General features: G+C 53.4%; 16 protein-coding genes. 3 read left to right on the top strand and 13 right to left on the bottom strand.

Features of this window, described 5'->3' with window-relative positions; translation table 11 throughout:
- Nucleotides 1-9: 9 nt before the first annotated feature.
- The 8 genes from rnc to rpoE all read right to left on the bottom strand — a co-directional run bounded on the left by rnc (nt 10) and on the right by rpoE (nt 7857).
- The gene (rnc, locus tag BLP45_RS01170) at nt 10-684 is read right to left on the bottom strand and encodes a ribonuclease III (RefSeq protein WP_090368962.1); all 675 of its coding nucleotides are present in this window, start codon (nt 682-684) and stop codon (nt 10-12) included.
- A gap of 45 nt (nt 685-729) precedes the next feature.
- Nucleotides 730-1533: a signal peptidase I gene (gene lepB, locus BLP45_RS01175; RefSeq protein ID WP_090368964.1), complete on the bottom strand. Its 804-nt coding sequence runs from the start codon at nt 1531-1533 to the stop codon at nt 730-732.
- A 49-nt stretch (nt 1534-1582) separates the two neighbouring features.
- Nucleotides 1583-3379, bottom strand: a complete 1797-nt coding sequence (gene lepA / locus BLP45_RS01180) for a translation elongation factor 4 (RefSeq protein WP_176754633.1) — start codon at nt 3377-3379, stop codon at nt 1583-1585.
- 259 nt (nt 3380-3638) lie between these two features.
- A complete protein-coding gene (locus BLP45_RS01185) occupies nt 3639-3893 on the bottom strand; it encodes a glutaredoxin family protein (protein ID WP_090368968.1) in 255 nt (84 codons plus the stop codon).
- 31 nt (nt 3894-3924) lie between these two features.
- Nucleotides 3925-5373 carry a DegQ family serine endoprotease gene (locus BLP45_RS01190; protein ID WP_090368970.1) on the bottom strand — a complete coding sequence of 483 codons (1449 nt, stop codon included), beginning with the start codon at nt 5371-5373 and terminating at the stop codon, nt 3925-3927.
- Between the two features lie 339 nt (nt 5374-5712).
- On the bottom strand, nt 5713-6702 hold the full coding sequence (locus tag BLP45_RS01200) for a MucB/RseB C-terminal domain-containing protein (RefSeq protein ID WP_090368974.1): 990 nt from the start codon (nt 6700-6702) through the stop codon (nt 5713-5715).
- Nucleotides 6699-7253: a sigma-E factor negative regulatory protein gene (locus tag BLP45_RS01205; protein WP_090368976.1), complete on the bottom strand. Its 555-nt coding sequence runs from the start codon at nt 7251-7253 to the stop codon at nt 6699-6701. The genes BLP45_RS01200 and BLP45_RS01205 overlap by 4 nt, the downstream gene beginning before the upstream one ends.
- Nucleotide 7254: 1 nt before the next feature.
- Complete coding sequence (gene rpoE / locus BLP45_RS01210) at nt 7255-7857, bottom strand: RNA polymerase sigma factor RpoE (protein WP_090368978.1); 603 nt, start codon at nt 7855-7857, stop codon at nt 7255-7257.
- A gap of 251 nt (nt 7858-8108) precedes the next feature.
- On the opposite strand from rpoE, the gene nadB reads away from it, so the two are divergent.
- A complete protein-coding gene (gene nadB, locus BLP45_RS01215) occupies nt 8109-9707 on the top strand; it encodes an L-aspartate oxidase (protein WP_090368980.1) in 1599 nt (532 codons plus the stop codon).
- 220 nt (nt 9708-9927) lie between these two features.
- Here the strand turns inward: nadB and BLP45_RS01220 are convergent, their stop codons facing one another.
- From BLP45_RS01220 to BLP45_RS01235, 4 genes are all read right to left on the bottom strand, one after another.
- Nucleotides 9928-10470 (bottom strand): DUF4142 domain-containing protein, encoded by a 543-nt coding sequence (locus tag BLP45_RS01220; protein ID WP_090368981.1) that lies wholly within the window; start codon nt 10468-10470, stop codon nt 9928-9930.
- A 299-nt stretch (nt 10471-10769) separates the two neighbouring features.
- A complete protein-coding gene (locus BLP45_RS01225) occupies nt 10770-11198 on the bottom strand; it encodes a hypothetical protein (RefSeq protein ID WP_090368983.1) in 429 nt (142 codons plus the stop codon).
- Nucleotides 11195-12127, bottom strand: coding sequence for a zinc dependent phospholipase C family protein (locus BLP45_RS01230; protein WP_090368985.1), 933 nt, complete (start codon nt 12125-12127; stop codon nt 11195-11197). The genes BLP45_RS01225 and BLP45_RS01230 overlap by 4 nt, the downstream gene beginning before the upstream one ends.
- Nucleotides 12127-12369 carry a hypothetical protein gene (locus BLP45_RS01235; RefSeq protein WP_090368987.1) on the bottom strand — a complete coding sequence of 81 codons (243 nt, stop codon included), beginning with the start codon at nt 12367-12369 and terminating at the stop codon, nt 12127-12129. The genes BLP45_RS01230 and BLP45_RS01235 overlap by 1 nt, the downstream gene beginning before the upstream one ends.
- A 128-nt stretch (nt 12370-12497) precedes the next feature.
- On the opposite strand from BLP45_RS01235, the gene BLP45_RS01240 reads away from it, so the two are divergent.
- The gene (locus BLP45_RS01240) at nt 12498-14327 is read left to right on the top strand and encodes an ABC transporter ATP-binding protein (protein WP_090368989.1); all 1830 of its coding nucleotides are present in this window, start codon (nt 12498-12500) and stop codon (nt 14325-14327) included.
- Nucleotides 14328-14664: 337 nt separating this feature from the next.
- Nucleotides 14665-15480, top strand: coding sequence for a hypothetical protein (locus tag BLP45_RS01245; protein ID WP_090368991.1), 816 nt, complete (start codon nt 14665-14667; stop codon nt 15478-15480).
- Nucleotides 15481-15526: 46 nt separating this feature from the next.
- Here the strand turns inward: BLP45_RS01245 and BLP45_RS01250 are convergent, their stop codons facing one another.
- A complete protein-coding gene (locus tag BLP45_RS01250; RefSeq protein ID WP_090368993.1) occupies nt 15527-16471 on the bottom strand; it encodes a CysB family HTH-type transcriptional regulator in 945 nt (314 codons plus the stop codon).
- Nucleotides 16472-16571 lie beyond the last annotated feature (100 nt).

Below are 16571 nucleotides of genomic sequence, written 5' to 3' on the forward strand. Positions count from 1 at the left end.
CGCAAGCCGCTACCCGCATGGAGATATTTTTTCATAAGCTTCCTTCGCTGCTTCCTGCTCCGCTCCTCGACGGGAGGTGCCTTCACCCACCGTGCGAATATTGAGTTTCGGCACCAGGCACTCCACTTGAAATTGCTGCTGATGCGCTTCTCCTGTTGTGGCGATAACAGAATACTGCGGCAGCGGCAGCCTGCGGCTCTGGAGAAATTCCTGCAGGAGGGTTTTGGGGTCTTTGCCTAAAGTCTGGGGGTCCAATCCTTGCAGCAAGGGCGTAAAAAGGGCAATGACCACTTCCTCGGCCCGTGCAAATCCTCCATCAAGATAAATCGCTCCCAATACGGCTTCCAAAGCGTCTGCAAGAATTGAGGGACGCTGGTCTCCGCCGCTTTTGAGCTCGCCGTCGCCAAATCTGATCGCTTCTCCCAATTCGAGCGTCTGCGCCAACTCGGCCAGTGCTTGCTGATTGACCAGGTTGGCCCGAACTCGCGATAAATTTCCCTCGGTAAGATCGGGGAAATGCCTGAATATCAACCCGGCGACCGCGCAGTTGAGCACGCTGTCGCCGAGAAATTCAAGACGTTCGTTGTGCGGAAGGCTATGACTGCGGTGAGTCAGCGCCTGGCGTAGCAGCTCGGGATGGTTGAAGCGATAGCCGAGCTTTCGGCAAAGTCTGTCGCTGTTCATGTCCCGGTAAACTACGAACACCGTTCAAGATCATTTCGCTTCCAGCTACTCAATCGATAGTCCAATCCGCTTAAGGTCATTGAAGTTCCACCAGATCATGAACGCTTTGCCGACAATATTGCGCTCCGGGACGAATCCCCAATATCGGCTGTCGCTGCTGCTGTCGCGGTTGTCCCCCATCGTAAAATAATTCCCGGCGGGTACCTTGCAGGTAAACCCGTCGTCATCGTAAGTGCAATTTTCACGGTACGGAAACGGACGCACTCCCGCCAGCTGAATATCGGGAACTTCCGGATTGATAAGGATTTTATAGTCATGCTCGCCCAGCGATTCGGTAAAGCGCCGGCTGTAAATATACGTTAGTCCCGATTCCACGTAGGTATACTCTCCGTCAGGTTCCATCTTCACCGGAACGTCGTTGATACTCAAGTGCTTGTTGCGATAGGTAACTGTATCCCCAGGTACCCCGATGATGCGTTTGATGTAATCCATCGAAGGATTCTCCGGGTAACGGAACACCATGACTTCGCCCCGCTTCGGCTCGTTGACATCCATTATTTTAAGATTGATAACCGGCAGCCGGATGCCATAGGTGTATTTGTTTACCAGGATAAAATCCCCTACCAGCAGGGTTGGAATCATCGACCCCGAAGGGATCTTGAAGGGCTCCACCAGGAAGGAACGCAGAAAGAAAACGATAAGGATTACCGGAAAAAAGCTTTTCGGGTACTCAACCCACCAGGGTCCCTGAGCTTCCGGCGCGCGGCGGCGGCGCAGCACGAAGCGGTCAAGCAGCGAGATACCGCCGGTGATGATCAGCAGTATCAGCATGATGAGTGGAAAATTCATTCTTATTCCTTATTCTTTAAGTGAATAAAATCCATGCCGCATTTGTTCGTTATTTGTCGCCGACCTGCAAAATGGCAAGAAAGGCTTCCTGCGGAATTTCAACATTACCGACCTGCTTCATTCGTTTTTTCCCTGCCTTCTGTTTCTCCAGGAGCTTGCGTTTGCGGCTGATGTCGCCGCCGTAGCACTTGGCGAGCACGTTCTTGCGCAGCGCCTTGATGCTCTCCCTGGCAATGATGTGCGCCCCGATGGCCGCTTGCACCGCGATATCGAACATTTGCCGCGGAATCAATTCGCGCATCTTCTGCGCGAGTTCACGCCCCCGGTACTGGCTATTGGCGCGGTGCACGATCAGCGACAGCGCGTCCACTTTTTCGCCATTGATGAGTATGTCCAGCTTGATCAGATCGGAAGCACGAAATTCCTTGAATTCGTAATCCAGCGACGCATACCCGCGGCTGGTGGATTTCAGCCTGTCAAAGAAGTCCATCACGACTTCATTGAGCGGCATCTCGTAGGTAAGCATCACTTGCCTGCCCATGTATTGCATGTTTTTCTGGATTCCGCGCTTGCCGATGCAAAGCGTGATGACGGATCCGACATATTCCTGCGGAACCAGGATGGTGGCGGTGATGATCGGTTCGCGGATTTCCTCTATTTTAGAAAGATCGGGCATTCTGGATGGGTTGTCGATTTCGATTATCGTGCCGTCCCGCATGACGATCTGATACACCACTGTTGGCGCGGTGGTGATGAGATCCATGCCGTATTCCCGTTCGAGTCTCTCTTGTACGATATCGAGATGCAACAGGCCGAGAAAACCGCAGCGGAAGCCAAATCCCAGCGCTTGCGACGTCTCCGGCTCATATTGCAGCGATGAATCATTGAGTTTCAGCTTCTCCAGCGCATCGCGCAGGGCATCGTACTGATTGGATTCCACCGGATAAAGCCCGGCGAATACCTGGGGTTTTATTTCCTTGAAGCCGAGCAGCGGCTGGCTGGCGGGACGGTCCGACAACGTCACGGTGTCGCCTACCTTGGCGGATTTCAATTCCTTGATGCCGGAAATGATGAATCCGACTTCGCCCGCACTGAGTGATTCCCTGTTTCTTGATTTGGGTGTGAACACGCCGACCTGCTCGCACAGGTGAACAGCTTTGCTGGCCATGAGCAATATCCTGTCCCTGGGCCTAAGCACGCCGTCAAATATCCGCACCAGCATCACTACGCCAACGTAGTTGTCAAACCACGAATCGATGATCAGGGCTTTCAGCGGCGCGGCGGGATCTCCCTTCGGTGCGGGAATGCGTGCAATCACCGCTTCCATAATGTCCTGCACGCCCTCGCCGGTTTTGGCGCTGGCATGCAGCGCATCCTGGGCATCTATGCCAATGATATCTTCTATTTCTTTAATGACGCGCTCCGGCTCGGCTGCGGGAAGGTCAATTTTATTGAGCACGGGCACCACTTCCACGCCCTGTTCGATGGCGGTATAGCAATTGGCGACGGTCTGGGCTTCTACACCCTGTGATGCATCCACTACCAGCAGCGCGCCTTCACAGGCAGCCAGAGAACGCGAGACTTCATAGGAAAAGTCCACATGACCCGGGGTGTCGATCAGGTTAAGCAAGTATACGTTTCCGTCGCGCGACTTGTACTCCAGGGCGGCGGTCTGTGCCTTGATGGTAATTCCACGCTCGCGCTCCAGGTCCATCGAATCCAGCACCTGCGCCGCCATTTCACGGTCTGACAGGCCGCCGCACAGGTGGATGATGCGATCCGCCAAGGTGGATTTACCGTGGTCGATATGGGCAATGATGGAAAAATTACGGATGTGCTGCATCAGGGATCGGATGGATAATCAAAGTAGGTAGGGTGGTGGTACGGCGCGAGCACAACTAAAAAAGGGCACATACTGTGCCCTCCATGGCTCGACTCCCGCAGTTCTGCCTATATCCGGCAGGCCCTGTTTATTCAAGAAGCGTGCATTTTAGCGAATTTTGGGGAAATAAGCATCTAGCCCGGACATTCCCCGGCCGGCCCTCATGAATTTGAACCATGCCCTTTGGTAAATTCCATTTGCGCCCTCGACCTTCGCGAGCGCATCATCCCGCAATCTGGGGAAATATCCGGGCCAGCGCAACAGGATCGAGATGATAATGGCAAATTTCCTGCCCTCCTGCTACCAGTACCGGCACGCGTTCACCATAGCGCGACTTGAGATCGGCATTGCCATCCACATCCACGATTTCCAGGCGAAAGGAAAGCCCTGCCTGCAATTCCTTCAGGGCGGCGATCATGTCGTGACAAAGATGGCAATGCTCCCGGCTGTAAACGACCAATATCAAAGGATCGGACATTCCGCCGGGAGTGGGTGCGGTAGCTGGCGTTCTACCTATTGTCGGCTCCGTTCAGTTTCATCGTAATGAAAGTCGCGGTATCGCCCCGTCTTACCAGTAACGCGATACTGCGTCCTTTCTCGATTTTGTTGAGTAGCTGGTTGAATTGATCGACCGACTTGACGTCCTGGTTATTCATGCTGAGAATCACGTCGCCGGGTCGGATACCGGCACGGCTGGCAATACCAGGCACCATATCTTCCACCAGCAAGCCGTTGCTTATTTCCAGTTGCTGCTTCTGCTCGGCGCTCAGTTCGCTCAGGCTCAGCCCGATACGATTGGCATCCGGCGCCTTGCCCCGCTTCCCGCCGCGGCTGGCTGCTCTCTCGTCCGGCGGCATTTCGTCCACTGTCACCGTCAGCTCCTTGGTGGTGCCGTTCCGCCACACCTGCACCGGCACCTTTGCTCCCGGCTTGGTAGAACCTACGATGCGCGGCAGATCGCCGGAGGCATCCACGATTTTGCCATCAAATTTCAGAATAACGTCTCTCGCTTCGATACCCGCTTTCTCCGCGGGTCCATCCTTTTGTACCGATGCAACCAGCGCACCGGTGGGTTTGGGCAATCCGAAAGATTCGGCGAGTTCCTTGGTGACTTCCTGGATCAGTACGCCGATTCTGCCGCGGCTCACTTTGCCGCTGGCGATCAATTGATTGGAAATATCCGTGGCCAAGTCGATGGGAATCGCAAATGAGAGGCCCATGAAACCGCCGGTACGGCTGTAAATTTGCGAATTAACGCCTACCACTTCGCCTTTCATGTTGAACAACGGTCCGCCGGAGTTGCCGGGATTGATCGCCACATCCGTCTGAATGAAGGGCACGAAATTTTCCTGTGCCAGCGAGCGCCCCTTGGCACTGACGATGCCGGCGGTGACGGAGTTTTCAAAACCGAAGGGCGAGCCGATTGCCACGACCCATTCGCCAACCTGGAGTTTATTCGGATCGCCTTGCGTCACCTTGGGCAAGCCGGTGGCTTCGATTTTAAGGAGCGCGATATCGGTCCTTCGATCGGCGCCGATCAGCTTGGCGCGGAATTCCCGCTTATCGGTCAGCTTCACCGTAATTTCCTCGGCGGCATCCACGAGGTGCGTATTGGTCACGACATAGCCGTCCGCGCTGATGATGAAGCCGGAGCCCAGCGATTTTGATTCGAAGTCCTTGGGCATGCCCCCACCGCCGCTAGGCGGCCCGCCAGGCGGCATATGGCGCCGGAAGAACTCAAAGAACGGGTCATCCTCCGGAATGCCCGGCATTTTCGGAAAAAACCGGTCGCTGGCAATACTCGGCGCTTGAACGGTACTGATATTCACTACCGCAGCACCATGTTTCTCAACAAGTTCTGTAAAATCCGGCAATATCTGGGTTTGTGCGGACAAAGAGGAAGATAATCCAGCGGAAGACAACCCGAATAGCGCCACCAGAATAAATTTAGCTATCATTTTTTCTGTCCTTAATAAAAATGAGAATAAATAAACCTCAGATTGAGATACCAACCCGAATTTCCGCCAATCCATAAAATGCCTGGATTTGAAGCGTGCAAGGCGCTTGAATGAAACGCGATTTAACCTGACTCCAGCATTTGGACCTTGTAGCGAATTCACCGGAAATGAGGGTCATGCGATGCAAAAAGTTCTTGTAGCCCGCTGCGGTCCGAGCCGAAAAATGGGTGAAAAGCGAGCTTCCGTTTTTCGAGGCGATGACATTCACGCTGTTTTGCTATTTACCACTCTTCCAATTTTGTTCGATGCGCCTGGCTCCATTTGACTCTCATTTGACTCTCATTTGACTTTATGGCTGATCACCGAATTGCCAATTTGCATGACCGTGGCCGGCGGCACTTCGCCTACCGTCGTCACAACGTTATCCGCTACCGTGCGGATATAGATATTGATGGCGCCCTGGCTGGGCGAGAATCCATCGATCGGGGGAAAAGAATGCTTTGATAGCGGTTCGATGAATACGGATACTGCGGCGAGACCGTCCGATAATGCAATATGGCTGACGGGCAACGACTTTGCGGAGAGATTACGTTTCATTTCTATAATCTTTTTGAACCCCTGCGGCGCATCCTGCACCTTCCAGCCCAGCTTTCCGCTTCCTATGGTGGATGAGACCAGATTGGTCGTGCGCCAATCCGCGGCTTTTGCCGAATAGTCGGACTTCAATAGTTCTTTGTCTATCTCGCCACCAATTTTCAATTGGGTAAATACAAATTGTTCCACCACCCGGTCTTTATCCATTACCGCGGCTTTCAGCAGCAAGCCGGTATGCGGGTCCACCCACCACTTGTGGCCATAGCGCTTATCATCCCTGGGTACCAGTTCAATGACCTGGCAGGCGTAGCCGCTGACGCGCTCCTGTCCACCTTTTTTAACGATATAGCTATCATCGAGATTCGTTAACGGCTGGGGCAGCAATGCCGGAAAAACGGTCTGCAGCCAACGTTTTTCAGTCACGACAGTCTTGCTTTCCGGCAAATAACATCTCATCTCATCGTTGTTACGGATGATCTCCCTGGGCGCGCCGTCGAGCACCTCGGTTTTTTCATGCTCGCCCGCATCATCCACCATGTGGATAATGCGGGAAGTTTCAATGTGGTTGCCGGACGAATAGACGAAAGTACCGGTGTAGTTGTAGTTACGGGGAGCGGCGGCGATCTTTTGCAGCCAGTTCAGGACTTCTGTGGACGAGCTGGAGAAATGCTGGGCAAAGACAGGCGGAATGATGCTGGATGCCAGCAGCAGGGCAGCCAGTGCAACGCGTGTCATCTGGGAGGATTTTCGCGCGATTCGGCAACCGTGAGCACATAAGGCGCTGTGCCATGCATCGCAGTACTCGGTGAGAATTGCCGGTGCGCCAGCAGGTAATCGTTGATTTGCGCCGGGTCGGGCAGTGATGCTGAAACAGGAACAACAGCGGGAGCTGCTGGTAACGCAGCTGTATTTGTTGCCGGGTTAGCGGCTGCGGGAGCCGATCTGTCTTCGGCAAGGTGGTTTTCGGTCAAACGATCCGGGGTCTGCAGGTTCATTAATCCAATCATTGCTACCGCCGCTACCGAAGCCGCCGCTGCAAATACTTTAGTCTTATGTCTTATTGCAGGGCGAGGCGCAAGGACTGTTGGCTCAGCGGCCAGCCTTGCCCTGACGCGCCGCGTAATATCTGCGGGCATTGCCTCCGTCTGTCCCAAAGCATCGCTGATCAGATGATAAACTGTCCATTCATCGCGGAGTTCATCCGCTTTCTTGAGTTGAGCAATGACAGCGGCTGCGGCCTCAGGATCCAACTCGCCATCCATCAACGCCGATATTTCATTTTTCATGCTACCACCTCTTATCTTTGCCGGTCCCCAGCAAGGGCCGTAATTTTTCCGCTATGGCTTCCCGGGCGCGAAATATTCGTGATCGCACCGTACCGATGGGACAGTTCATGATGACTGCAATTTCCTCATAACTCAGTCCCTCAATCTCTCTCAATGTAATTGCCGTGCGCAATTCTTCGGGCAGTTCATGCAAGGTCTGATTCACCGTCTGCGCGATCTGTTTGCTCGTCAGTTCACTTTCCGGCGTGTTCATCTCACGTAAATGGCCACCTTCCTCGAAGCCTTCCGCATCTTCACTATCAAATCCGTTACTGGTAGTCGGCGCCCGCCGCCCTTGCGCCACCAGAAAATTCTTCGCAGTATTAATCCCAATCCTGTACAGCCAGGTATAAAACGCGCTGTCACCCCGAAACGACGGTAGCGCCCGGTAGGCCTTGATAAAGGCTTCCTGCGTCACGTCTTCCACCTCGGCTGCATCGCGGATGAATTGCGACAGCAACCGCGCCAGCTTGCGTTGATACTTGACCACCAGCAGATCGAACGCTTGTTTGTCGCCGCGTTGCGCGCGTTCCACCAGCTGCTGATCGATTTCCCGGTCACCCATCCCGCCTGACCCCTGAATATTATGATTTATATTTGGATTGCCACGTTATGACGTTGCCACCCAAGTATACCCGTTCAAAGGTCATCGAGGAAATCACCAAGGCATACTGTGCCCGGTCTGTAGCAAGAGACAACAGGCAATCTGAATTAGTTCACTTGAAAACGTGGTTATTAGGTAAAGATGTAGAGGCTGGACGAAAACCCCAGTTTGCTATCAGTCTGTTATGATTTCCTGTTCCAAGGAAAAAAACCATGCAAACCCAGGTTTCCCAGATTCATTTCGATACGCTGATCATCGGCAGTGGCTTGGCTGGCCTTACCCTTGCGCTCAACCTGGCGCAAAGCAGGAGGATAGGGCTGGTCACAAAACAGGCGCTACTGGATGGGGCCAGCGGCTGGGCGCAGGGGGGGATTGCCGCGGTGCTATCGGAAGAAGACTCGCCCGAGACACATATCCGGGACACGCTTGCCGCGGGTGCGGGTCTCTGCAACGAGGCGGTGACGCGTTACGTGGTGGAAAATGGTCCGCGGGCCATCCAGTGGCTTATCACCCAGGGCGTGCCGTTCACCCGCGATCATGGCAGCGAAACGGGTTATCACCTGATGCGGGAAGGCGGCCATAGCGTGCGGCGCGTGATCCACGCGGCGGATACGACGGGGCAGGCGGTGCAACGGACTCTGAGCGAAAAAGCGCGCACGCATCCGAATATCACGGTGCTTGAACATCATGTCGCGATCGATCTCATTACTGGCGCCAAATTGGTCCACCCCGGCAGGAATGGGAATCGCTGCTATGGGGCCTATGTGCTGGACAGCGCGGCGGGCAAAGTCAACACGATCGCTGCCCATAACACGGTTCTTGCGACCGGCGGCGCCGGCAAGGTGTATCTCTACACCACCAATCCCGATACCGCCACCGGCGATGGCATCGCCATGGGCTGGCGCGCGGGCTGCCGCGTGGCGAATATGGAATTCGTACAGTTCCACCCCACCTGTCTTTATCATCCTCATGCCAAATCCTTTCTGATCAGCGAGGCGGTGCGAGGCGAGGGCGGTCTGCTGAAGCTTCCCGATGGCTCGCGCTTCATGCTGCAGCACGATGCGCGTGCGGAGCTTGCGCCGCGCGATATCGTCGCCCGCGCGATTGACTTTGAGATGAAGAAACGGGGGCTTGACTGCGTTTATCTGGATATCTCCCATAAGCCCGCAAACTTCCTCAGGGAACACTTCCCCAACATTTATAGCCGCTGCCTGGAGTTCGGCATCGATATCACCAGGCAGCCCATTCCCGTCGTGCCCGCCGCGCACTACACCTGCGGCGGCATCGTCACCGGCTGGGATGGCAAGACCGACCTGGAGAATTTGTACGCCATCGGCGAAACCGCCCATACCGGCCTGCATGGAGCCAACCGGCTAGCGAGCAACTCGCTGCTGGAATGCCTGGTTTTCGGCCAGGCGGCAGCCGAGGACATTACCAGCCAACCCTCCGCACCGCCCGCCGAGCTGCTGCAATGGGACGAAAGCCGCGTTACCAATGCCGATGAGGAGGTCGTCATTTCACACAACTGGGATGAACTGCGGCGCTTCATGTGGAGTTATGTGGGCATTGTCCGCACCAGCAAGCGCCTGCAGCGCGCGCAGCACCGCATCAAGCTGCTGCACGAAGAAATCAACGAGTATTACGCCAATTTCCGCGTCACCAGCGACCTGCTGGAATTGCGCAATCTTGTGGATACCGCTGACCTGATCGTGCAGAGCGCCATGCTGCGCCACGAAAGCCGCGGCTTGCACTACAGCCGGGATTATCCCGAGCTGCTGCCGGAGGCGCGGGATACGGTGTTGAAACGGTAGCGTGTTTGACGTGCGGCATCAATGCACGGGTTGACGCAAGCCGTACAGGAAGCGGAATCACCAAAACGTGTTGAAGAAACAACGGAAGCAATGGGTGCATTTGCCATTGAGCAACCCGCGTACCAGGTACAGGTATCCACGGCGTCTCAACATAATGGACAGCTCCGCCTGACCGGTCGGCAACGGCTGGCGGAGCGATCGGTCTTGGCCGCGCCTTCTGTTAGTACTTGTCGCCCAGCGTACCCTTGATTTTCCGGGCATGCTCAAGGTGCGAGACAAGCGACGGGTAAACCTTGACCAGCAAGGCTTTCAGTTCCTCGTTCTTGACACTGGGCACCAGCTTGTTGTCAGCCACATTGATTACCTTTTCGTGGAGGGTGATTTCACCGTCGATGTAGGCTTTGTCGAATTCCTTGCCGCTCAGATCCTTTAATTTATCGAGGTTCTTTTTGCCGTCTTCCTTGAGGCTCTGGCTGATCGCATTATCCTTCGGCGTTACACCAAGTTTTTTTACGAGATCCTTCGCCTGCTGGTTGACGTCGGTGTGTTCGGAAATCATCCGGTGAGCGTAGCCATGAACATCCTCATGTTTTGCCTTTTTCTTTGCAAGATTACCGGCCTCAATATCAACGTCGTTGGCCGTAACGACAATGTGGGCAATTTCGGCATCATTGAGGTCGCCTTTCATACCTTCTGTTTGGGCGGTAGCGGTAAACGCGGGGAGCGTCAGGGAAATTGCCAGCACGGCGAGCAAATTTTTCATTGTTTCTTCTCCTTGATTGATGTGTTCGAATGAGCGTTTCGCCAATAAAACATTGACTCGGTAATAATGGAGGGCCGCGCAAGTCGCTTCTGTTCGCTAGCAGACACAAAAGCTGTTTCTGCTAAATTCTGCTAAATCTTGCAAAATCAGAAATAAGGTCGCGAGGAGAAGGATATTGATGAGAGGGAGCGGTTCGCCATTTACCGAGCTCATCCATCCCCGGTTTTTACGCCAGTGGCGAGCTGCCAGTTTTTCTGGCCCGCAAGTCCGGTCTCGGGAAGCGTATATTGAAGGGGCATTCAATCTCCCCCGCATACCGCTGCCGTATCGATCGAGAACTCGCATGGCGTCAACCTCCCTTTCCAGCGTTCGCGGTCCATCGGCCCGGTACATCCGGCATCTTCCAGTAAAGCATGTGTGCCAACTGCATCGCAGACGAGCACCACCGAGTGCCGATCCTTGCGCAGCACCTTTACCCGGTAGCCTTTGAAATTTTCCAGTAGTACCGGGTCATGCCCGGTTGCCAGCGCGAGCAATTCGCTTTCGCCAAGTTCCGGTGGAGGATTCTTGTAGCGCACTGTCGATTCCACCGCGGCTGACAATTTGGTCAGCGCGGAAGCCTTCACATACATTTCCTCGCTGTCGGGATATTTTTGGCTGGACGCGCACGCCGCCAGGATAGAGACCGCAATCACGACGGCAGTTGTTGTTTTCCTGGTCACGATCATGCCGGCCCGCTCCAATAGACGTAGGTCCCATTGTGGTTTTTTCCCGTATCAAGGTTCCAGTTATCGATTGCGGTCTGATACAGGGTGTCATTTTTGAACACGGCGCTGGCGATCAGCGACCACACTCCAAGCACATTTTCCATCGCCCGGTCGAATATCTCGTCATAACTCATGGCGCCGAGGGGCGTAGCCAGGTTCTCCAAATACTGCGTATCGAGATCGGCAACGGCCGGATAGGCGAGGCCGATATTGGCGGCAACATGGCGCGCAAACGGAGGGAGCACATTTCCTTCTTCCGCCTTATCGACGATAGCCTTGAATGCGCCGTGCCAGTTATCGATGATGGGGGGATTGGTTCGATATAGCGCTGAATAACAGGTTTCCAGCATGCTCTGCCAGGTGTTTACGACTGCCGGGTCCAGTTTCCCGCTATCGGGTTTATCGCAGCATCCCCAGATTCCCGAATCCAGGTGTTCGGACAGCCCTATCTCACCTACATTCAATCGCTGAAAGATATGGGCATCCTGATGCATTTCGCACACCCTGTGCTTATCCTTGTTCTTCTGGTATTCGCCTACTTTCAGTTCAACAACTGGATGGATCGTGGCATCCGTTACCAGGTGGCTGGCATATCCCAGCAGCCAGGAAAACGCCTTCTGCCGCTGCGCGCCATCCAGTGTTTTAATCAGGCCGATTCCTGTTTTAATCATATCGCCGGTTTTTTCGTAGTGCATCCGGTCGGCCCAAGGGGCGGCATCAGGATGAAGGATGTCGAGGTAAGGGTAATCCGGGCTGACTGCGCCAAGCTCGCAGAAGCGGAAATAATCCAGTACCGGGATGATCGCTTGAGGGATAAACCCGTGCTTCTCAAGCCGGACGGGTTCCCTGACCAGATTCACCACAGTAAGATGTGCATACGCACCTGGCATTATCGCTCCATCGCTTTATAGCCATTGGCTGTTTTCCTGGCTGTCGGCGTGCGGCCTTGCTTCCCCTTGTATCTTGCCAGCCTTTGGGCAAGAATATCCTGCTCGCGATGGTACCGCTGAGGATTCAAACCGAGATCAAGGTATCCCCGGGCAAGTGCCGGCCGCTTAAGTCGACGCTTGTTGAAAACTTTGGATAACTGGCAAGCGGTTCCATACTCGCGGCCCATACTCTTCAGCTTCACCTCTTGTTCACCATATCAAAGACATTTCCAGGTGAATATTGCACCAAAACCCTCTGAATTACTATTTTCAGGGACCACGCACTGCCGGCAGAGGCGGTGTTTAGCGTACTTAACGACCAAGGTTTTGAATGTTCAGTTTTTTTGAAAAAGTAATTTATCCCTATCCCGAAACGACGGACAGGATCCCGCCCAGGGGTTTTTTAGCTTTCGTATGGGAGGCTACCGATGGCGTGCGGCGGTATCTGGTTGCCATGATCCTGCTGACCGCATCCATCGGCGCGTTTGAGGCGCTGTTATTTGCCATGCTGGGGAAGGTTGTCGACTGGCTGAACGATACACCGCCTTCCCGTCTATGGGAACAGGAAGGGCATATGCTTCTCCTGTTTGCCGGGCTATTGATTGGGAGCGGTTTGCTGGTCGGATTGCAAAATCTTGTCAAGCACCAGGTGTTGGGAGGAAATTTTCCGATGCGGCTGCGATGGAATTTTCACCGGCTGATGCTTAATCAAAGCATGAACTTTTATCAGGATGAATTTGCCGGCCGGGTAGCGGCCAAGGTCATGCAAACGGCTCTGGCGCTACGCGACGTCTGCTTTATTTTGGGGGACATTCTCGTCTATGTGACGATTTACTTTTTTACGCTGGTTGCGGTGGTCGGCAGTTTTAATACCTGGATTTTGATCCCTTTTCTGGGATGGTTTGTCCTCTATCTTTTTGCATTGCGGTATTTCGTGCCGCGGATGAGCCGAGTGTCCCAATCCCAGGCCGACGCCCGTTCTCTCATGACGGGGCGTATCAGCGATGCCTACACGAATATCGCGACCGTAAAACTTTTCTCGCATGCCGGCAGGGAAGCGAGTTATGCAAGGTCGGCCATGCAGGAGTTTCTAAAAACGGTGCATAGCCAGATGCGGTTAGTCTCCACTTTTGAAATTGCCAATCAAATTATCGGAGCGATTCTTGTCATCAGCGCGGTTGGCCTGGCTTTGCTGTTGTGGACCGAAGATCAGATAGGCGTCGGTGCGGTTGCCGCCATCGGGGCAATGACGCTGCGGCTTAACGGCATGTCTCACTGGATCATGTGGGAAATGGCTTCGTTGTTTGAGCAGGTGGGTACGGTCCGGGACGGTATCAGCACGTTATCTCGCGCGCATATGGTGACCGATTATCCGGATGCCAAACCTATCCGGATCGATCATGCAGATATCAGGTTTGAGGATGTCGTATTTTGCTATGGGGGGAATATTCCGGTAATCAACCATCTTTCACTGCATATCAGGCCGGGTGAGAAAATTGGATTGGTGGGACGCTCAGGCGCCGGCAAGTCAACCATCGTAAATTTGCTGCTTAGATTCTATGACGTCGAGCAGGGACGCATATTGATTGACGAACAGGACATCAAATATGTTACCCAGCTCAGTTTGCGCGCCAATATCGGGATGGTCACCCAGGATACGTCACTCATGCATCGCTCGGTGCGGGATAATATCCTGTACGGCCGGCCGGAGGCGACCGATGCGGATATGATCGCTGCCGCGAAGCGGGCCGAAGCGCATAGCTTTATTGAAGGCCTGAATGATCCGATGGGGCGCAAAGGCTACGATGCGCATGTGGGTGAGCGTGGAATAAAACTTTCGGGGGGTCAGCGCCAGCGAATTGCAATCGCGCGCGTCATGCTGAAAGATGCCCCCATACTTTTGCTCGATGAAGCGACGAGCGCATTGGACTCCGAAGTGGAGTCGGTGATTCAGTCGAGCCTGTACCGATTGATGGAAGGCAAGACAGTGATAGCGATAGCCCATCGCCTGTCAACTGTTGCAGCGATGGACCGCCTGATCGTGATCGATAAGGGCCGCATCGTGGAAGAAGGAAGTCATCAGAACCTCATCGCGTCCGGGGGGCTTTATGCGCGCCTGTGGAACCGCCAAAGCGGCGGGTTCCTGGGGGAAGACGCATAGCGTTTTGAGGACTAGCTCCCCTAGCTTGGAATCAGTCTGGCAATCATATAGATTTAGCCCAACCATTATCCGAACCAGATATCCACTTAAGTTCAGGCATTACGGCTCAAGAAAAATATAAACCTCAATGGAAGGAAAGCTTTTTTCGTAAGATTTCCTGCTTGAAGGCGTCGGTACCGCGCCTGTGACAGATGAGGTGGTTGATACTTTTCTTGGCGATCTCAAGCAGATCTATAGGCGGAAAATAAATCTTAAAAGAAAACCGAGCCGACTATCCTAAGGTAGATTGTCCATTGAAATTGGAAAGCTTCAGCAATTTATAGAGAATGAGTTTTTAATGAAAACATATGTAACTCAAGAAGTTAGACCTAAGGATATTATGATTGGCGTTGAAATGCTAAAGGATACGGCAATCATTCATAAGTGTCTGGATTTCGAGGAGAAACGCCTAATTTCATCAAAGACATATCTCGAATGGGCTCAATGTGGTTACGATGAGGCGAGCAACTATGGATTAAATAGCTGTATTTCTAACGCGAAGCTAGCGGTATGCAGCAAACTTGATAATCTACTCATTACAAATCATCTCGGTAAAATCCTAAAAAAAAACTATCCACATAAAATTGAAGTACTAGAAAAAATCGGAATATCGATACCACCCGTTGTACACGAATTAATAATTGAGCCACGTAATGAACTTGAACATAGATATTCGTTACCGGATCGAAAACGGGCCAGAAACGCATTAGATGTCGCGAAGCTTGCTATATCGGGGATCTCTGATGAGTTCGGTAGAATAATAGCTCTCAATTGGACGGCAATTATGTTTTTAGGACTTGCGGTAGAGGAGGCTACGGAATTTCCGGGTTGGAACAGCAAAGAGTATTCGCGATGGAGTGCCGAGACGGTCCTTTTCATAGATGTGTTTAATAAAGTGCCTAAAGCGCTACTTATTAATGAAGCATCTCAAGAGATCCGCTTTGCGAGTTTGGATAGATTTAGTACCGAAGAAACTATCACATTCGCTCAAATATTACGTTCTATAGATCAATATGGAAAAGGCGTACCAAGTCGCTTGGGAGGCACATTTCGGCAAGGAGCTTCACATAGGCCAGAAATATATAAGCATCTAAGAAACGTAGCCGGCTTTTGAAGTGTACAGTCGTCGGCAGAGGGAGATCTTAGGGCAGATAGTCAGATCAGGTATCAAGCTCTACATCGGCCTCGGGCTTGACGCCTGACCGGATGGCCGCTTCACTCAGGGAGGGCAGGCAAAGTTCGATGAAGCGGTAGGCATAACCGCGCAGGTAATGGCCGCGCCGAACGGAGATATTTGTCGTATTTTTCTCGAATAGGTGCGAACTGTCGAGCAGGTGGAGCCGGGTATCCCGTGCGGGATTGAATGCCATTGAGGCAACAATCCCCACCCCCAGCCCGAGCTCGACGTAAGTCTTGATGACGTCAGCATCAAGCGCCGACATCGCGATGTCGATCATCAGTCCGGCCTTTGCAAATGCCTCATCAATTCCTGTCCGGCCGGTGAAGCCTTCGTGGTAAGTGATAATCGGGAACTCGGCAATCGCTTCAAGCGTGAGCGGATGGTTCGACTCCAACGGATGCCCGGGCGGCACGATGACAGCATGGTGCCAGGAATAATAAGGAAATGACGCCAGTTCCGCAACGCTCTCCAGCGCTTCCGTAGCGATGCCGATATCCGCGACGCCGTCGAGCAGCATCGAGACGATTTCACCGGGGCTGGCCTGATGCAGGACGAGATGCACCTGGGGAAATGCCTTCTTGAATTGCGCCACCACGGAGGGCAGCGCATATCGTGCCTGCGTATGGGTGGTGGCAATCGTCAGCCGTCCCTGCTCCCGGTTGCTGAATTGTTCGGCCAAGCGCTTGACGTTTTTTGCATCGAGCAGGATGCGCTCCACGATCTTTACCAGTTCCTTGCCGGGATCAGTCAATCCAAGCAACCGTTTGCCCTTGCGCACGAACAGTTCAATGCCCAATTCATCTTCCAGATCCTTGATGTGCTTGCTGACGCCGGATTGAGAAGTAAACAGGGCATTGGCTGCCTCGGTCAGGTTGTAATTCTTTCGAACCGTTTCGTGGATAATGCGTAACTGCTGGAAATTCATGTTGTGATCCGTCCCGTCTGTGCCGCAGCTAAAATTTCTCATATGGTGAATCTGGGGTCTCGGCAGGCCAGATCACCCACCGTTTTTATTGTGTCGCCCT

It is taken from the genome of Nitrosospira sp. Nl5 (assembly GCF_900102495.1).
Taxonomy (GTDB): domain Bacteria; phylum Pseudomonadota; class Gammaproteobacteria; order Burkholderiales; family Nitrosomonadaceae; genus Nitrosospira.

Coding starts and splice junctions, on each gene's coding strand:
- rnc (WP_090368962.1), bottom strand. CDS start 684: ATGAACAGCGACAGACTTTGCCGAAAGCTCGGCTATCGCTTCAACCAT.
- BLP45_RS01200 (WP_090368974.1), bottom strand. CDS start 6,702: ATGACACGCGTTGCACTGGCTGCCCTGCTGCTGGCATCCAGCATCATT.
- BLP45_RS01190 (WP_090368970.1), bottom strand. CDS start 5,373: ATGATAGCTAAATTTATTCTGGTGGCGCTATTCGGGTTGTCTTCCGCT.
- BLP45_RS01240 (WP_090368989.1), top strand. CDS start 12,498: ATGTTCAGTTTTTTTGAAAAAGTAATTTATCCCTATCCCGAAACGACG.
- rpoE (WP_090368978.1), bottom strand. CDS start 7,857: ATGGGTGACCGGGAAATCGATCAGCAGCTGGTGGAACGCGCGCAACGC.
- BLP45_RS01245 (WP_090368991.1), top strand. CDS start 14,665: ATGAAAACATATGTAACTCAAGAAGTTAGACCTAAGGATATTATGATT.
- nadB (WP_090368980.1), top strand. CDS start 8,109: ATGCAAACCCAGGTTTCCCAGATTCATTTCGATACGCTGATCATCGGC.
- BLP45_RS01205 (WP_090368976.1), bottom strand. CDS start 7,253: ATGAAAAATGAAATATCGGCGTTGATGGATGGCGAGTTGGATCCTGAG.
- BLP45_RS01250 (WP_090368993.1), bottom strand. CDS start 16,471: ATGAATTTCCAGCAGTTACGCATTATCCACGAAACGGTTCGAAAGAAT.
- BLP45_RS01225 (WP_090368983.1), bottom strand. CDS start 11,198: ATGATCGTGACCAGGAAAACAACAACTGCCGTCGTGATTGCGGTCTCT.
- lepB (WP_090368964.1), bottom strand. CDS start 1,533: ATGAATTTTCCACTCATCATGCTGATACTGCTGATCATCACCGGCGGT.
- BLP45_RS01230 (WP_090368985.1), bottom strand. CDS start 12,127: ATGCCAGGTGCGTATGCACATCTTACTGTGGTGAATCTGGTCAGGGAA.
- BLP45_RS01220 (WP_090368981.1), bottom strand. CDS start 10,470: ATGAAAAATTTGCTCGCCGTGCTGGCAATTTCCCTGACGCTCCCCGCG.
- BLP45_RS01185 (WP_090368968.1), bottom strand. CDS start 3,893: ATGTCCGATCCTTTGATATTGGTCGTTTACAGCCGGGAGCATTGCCAT.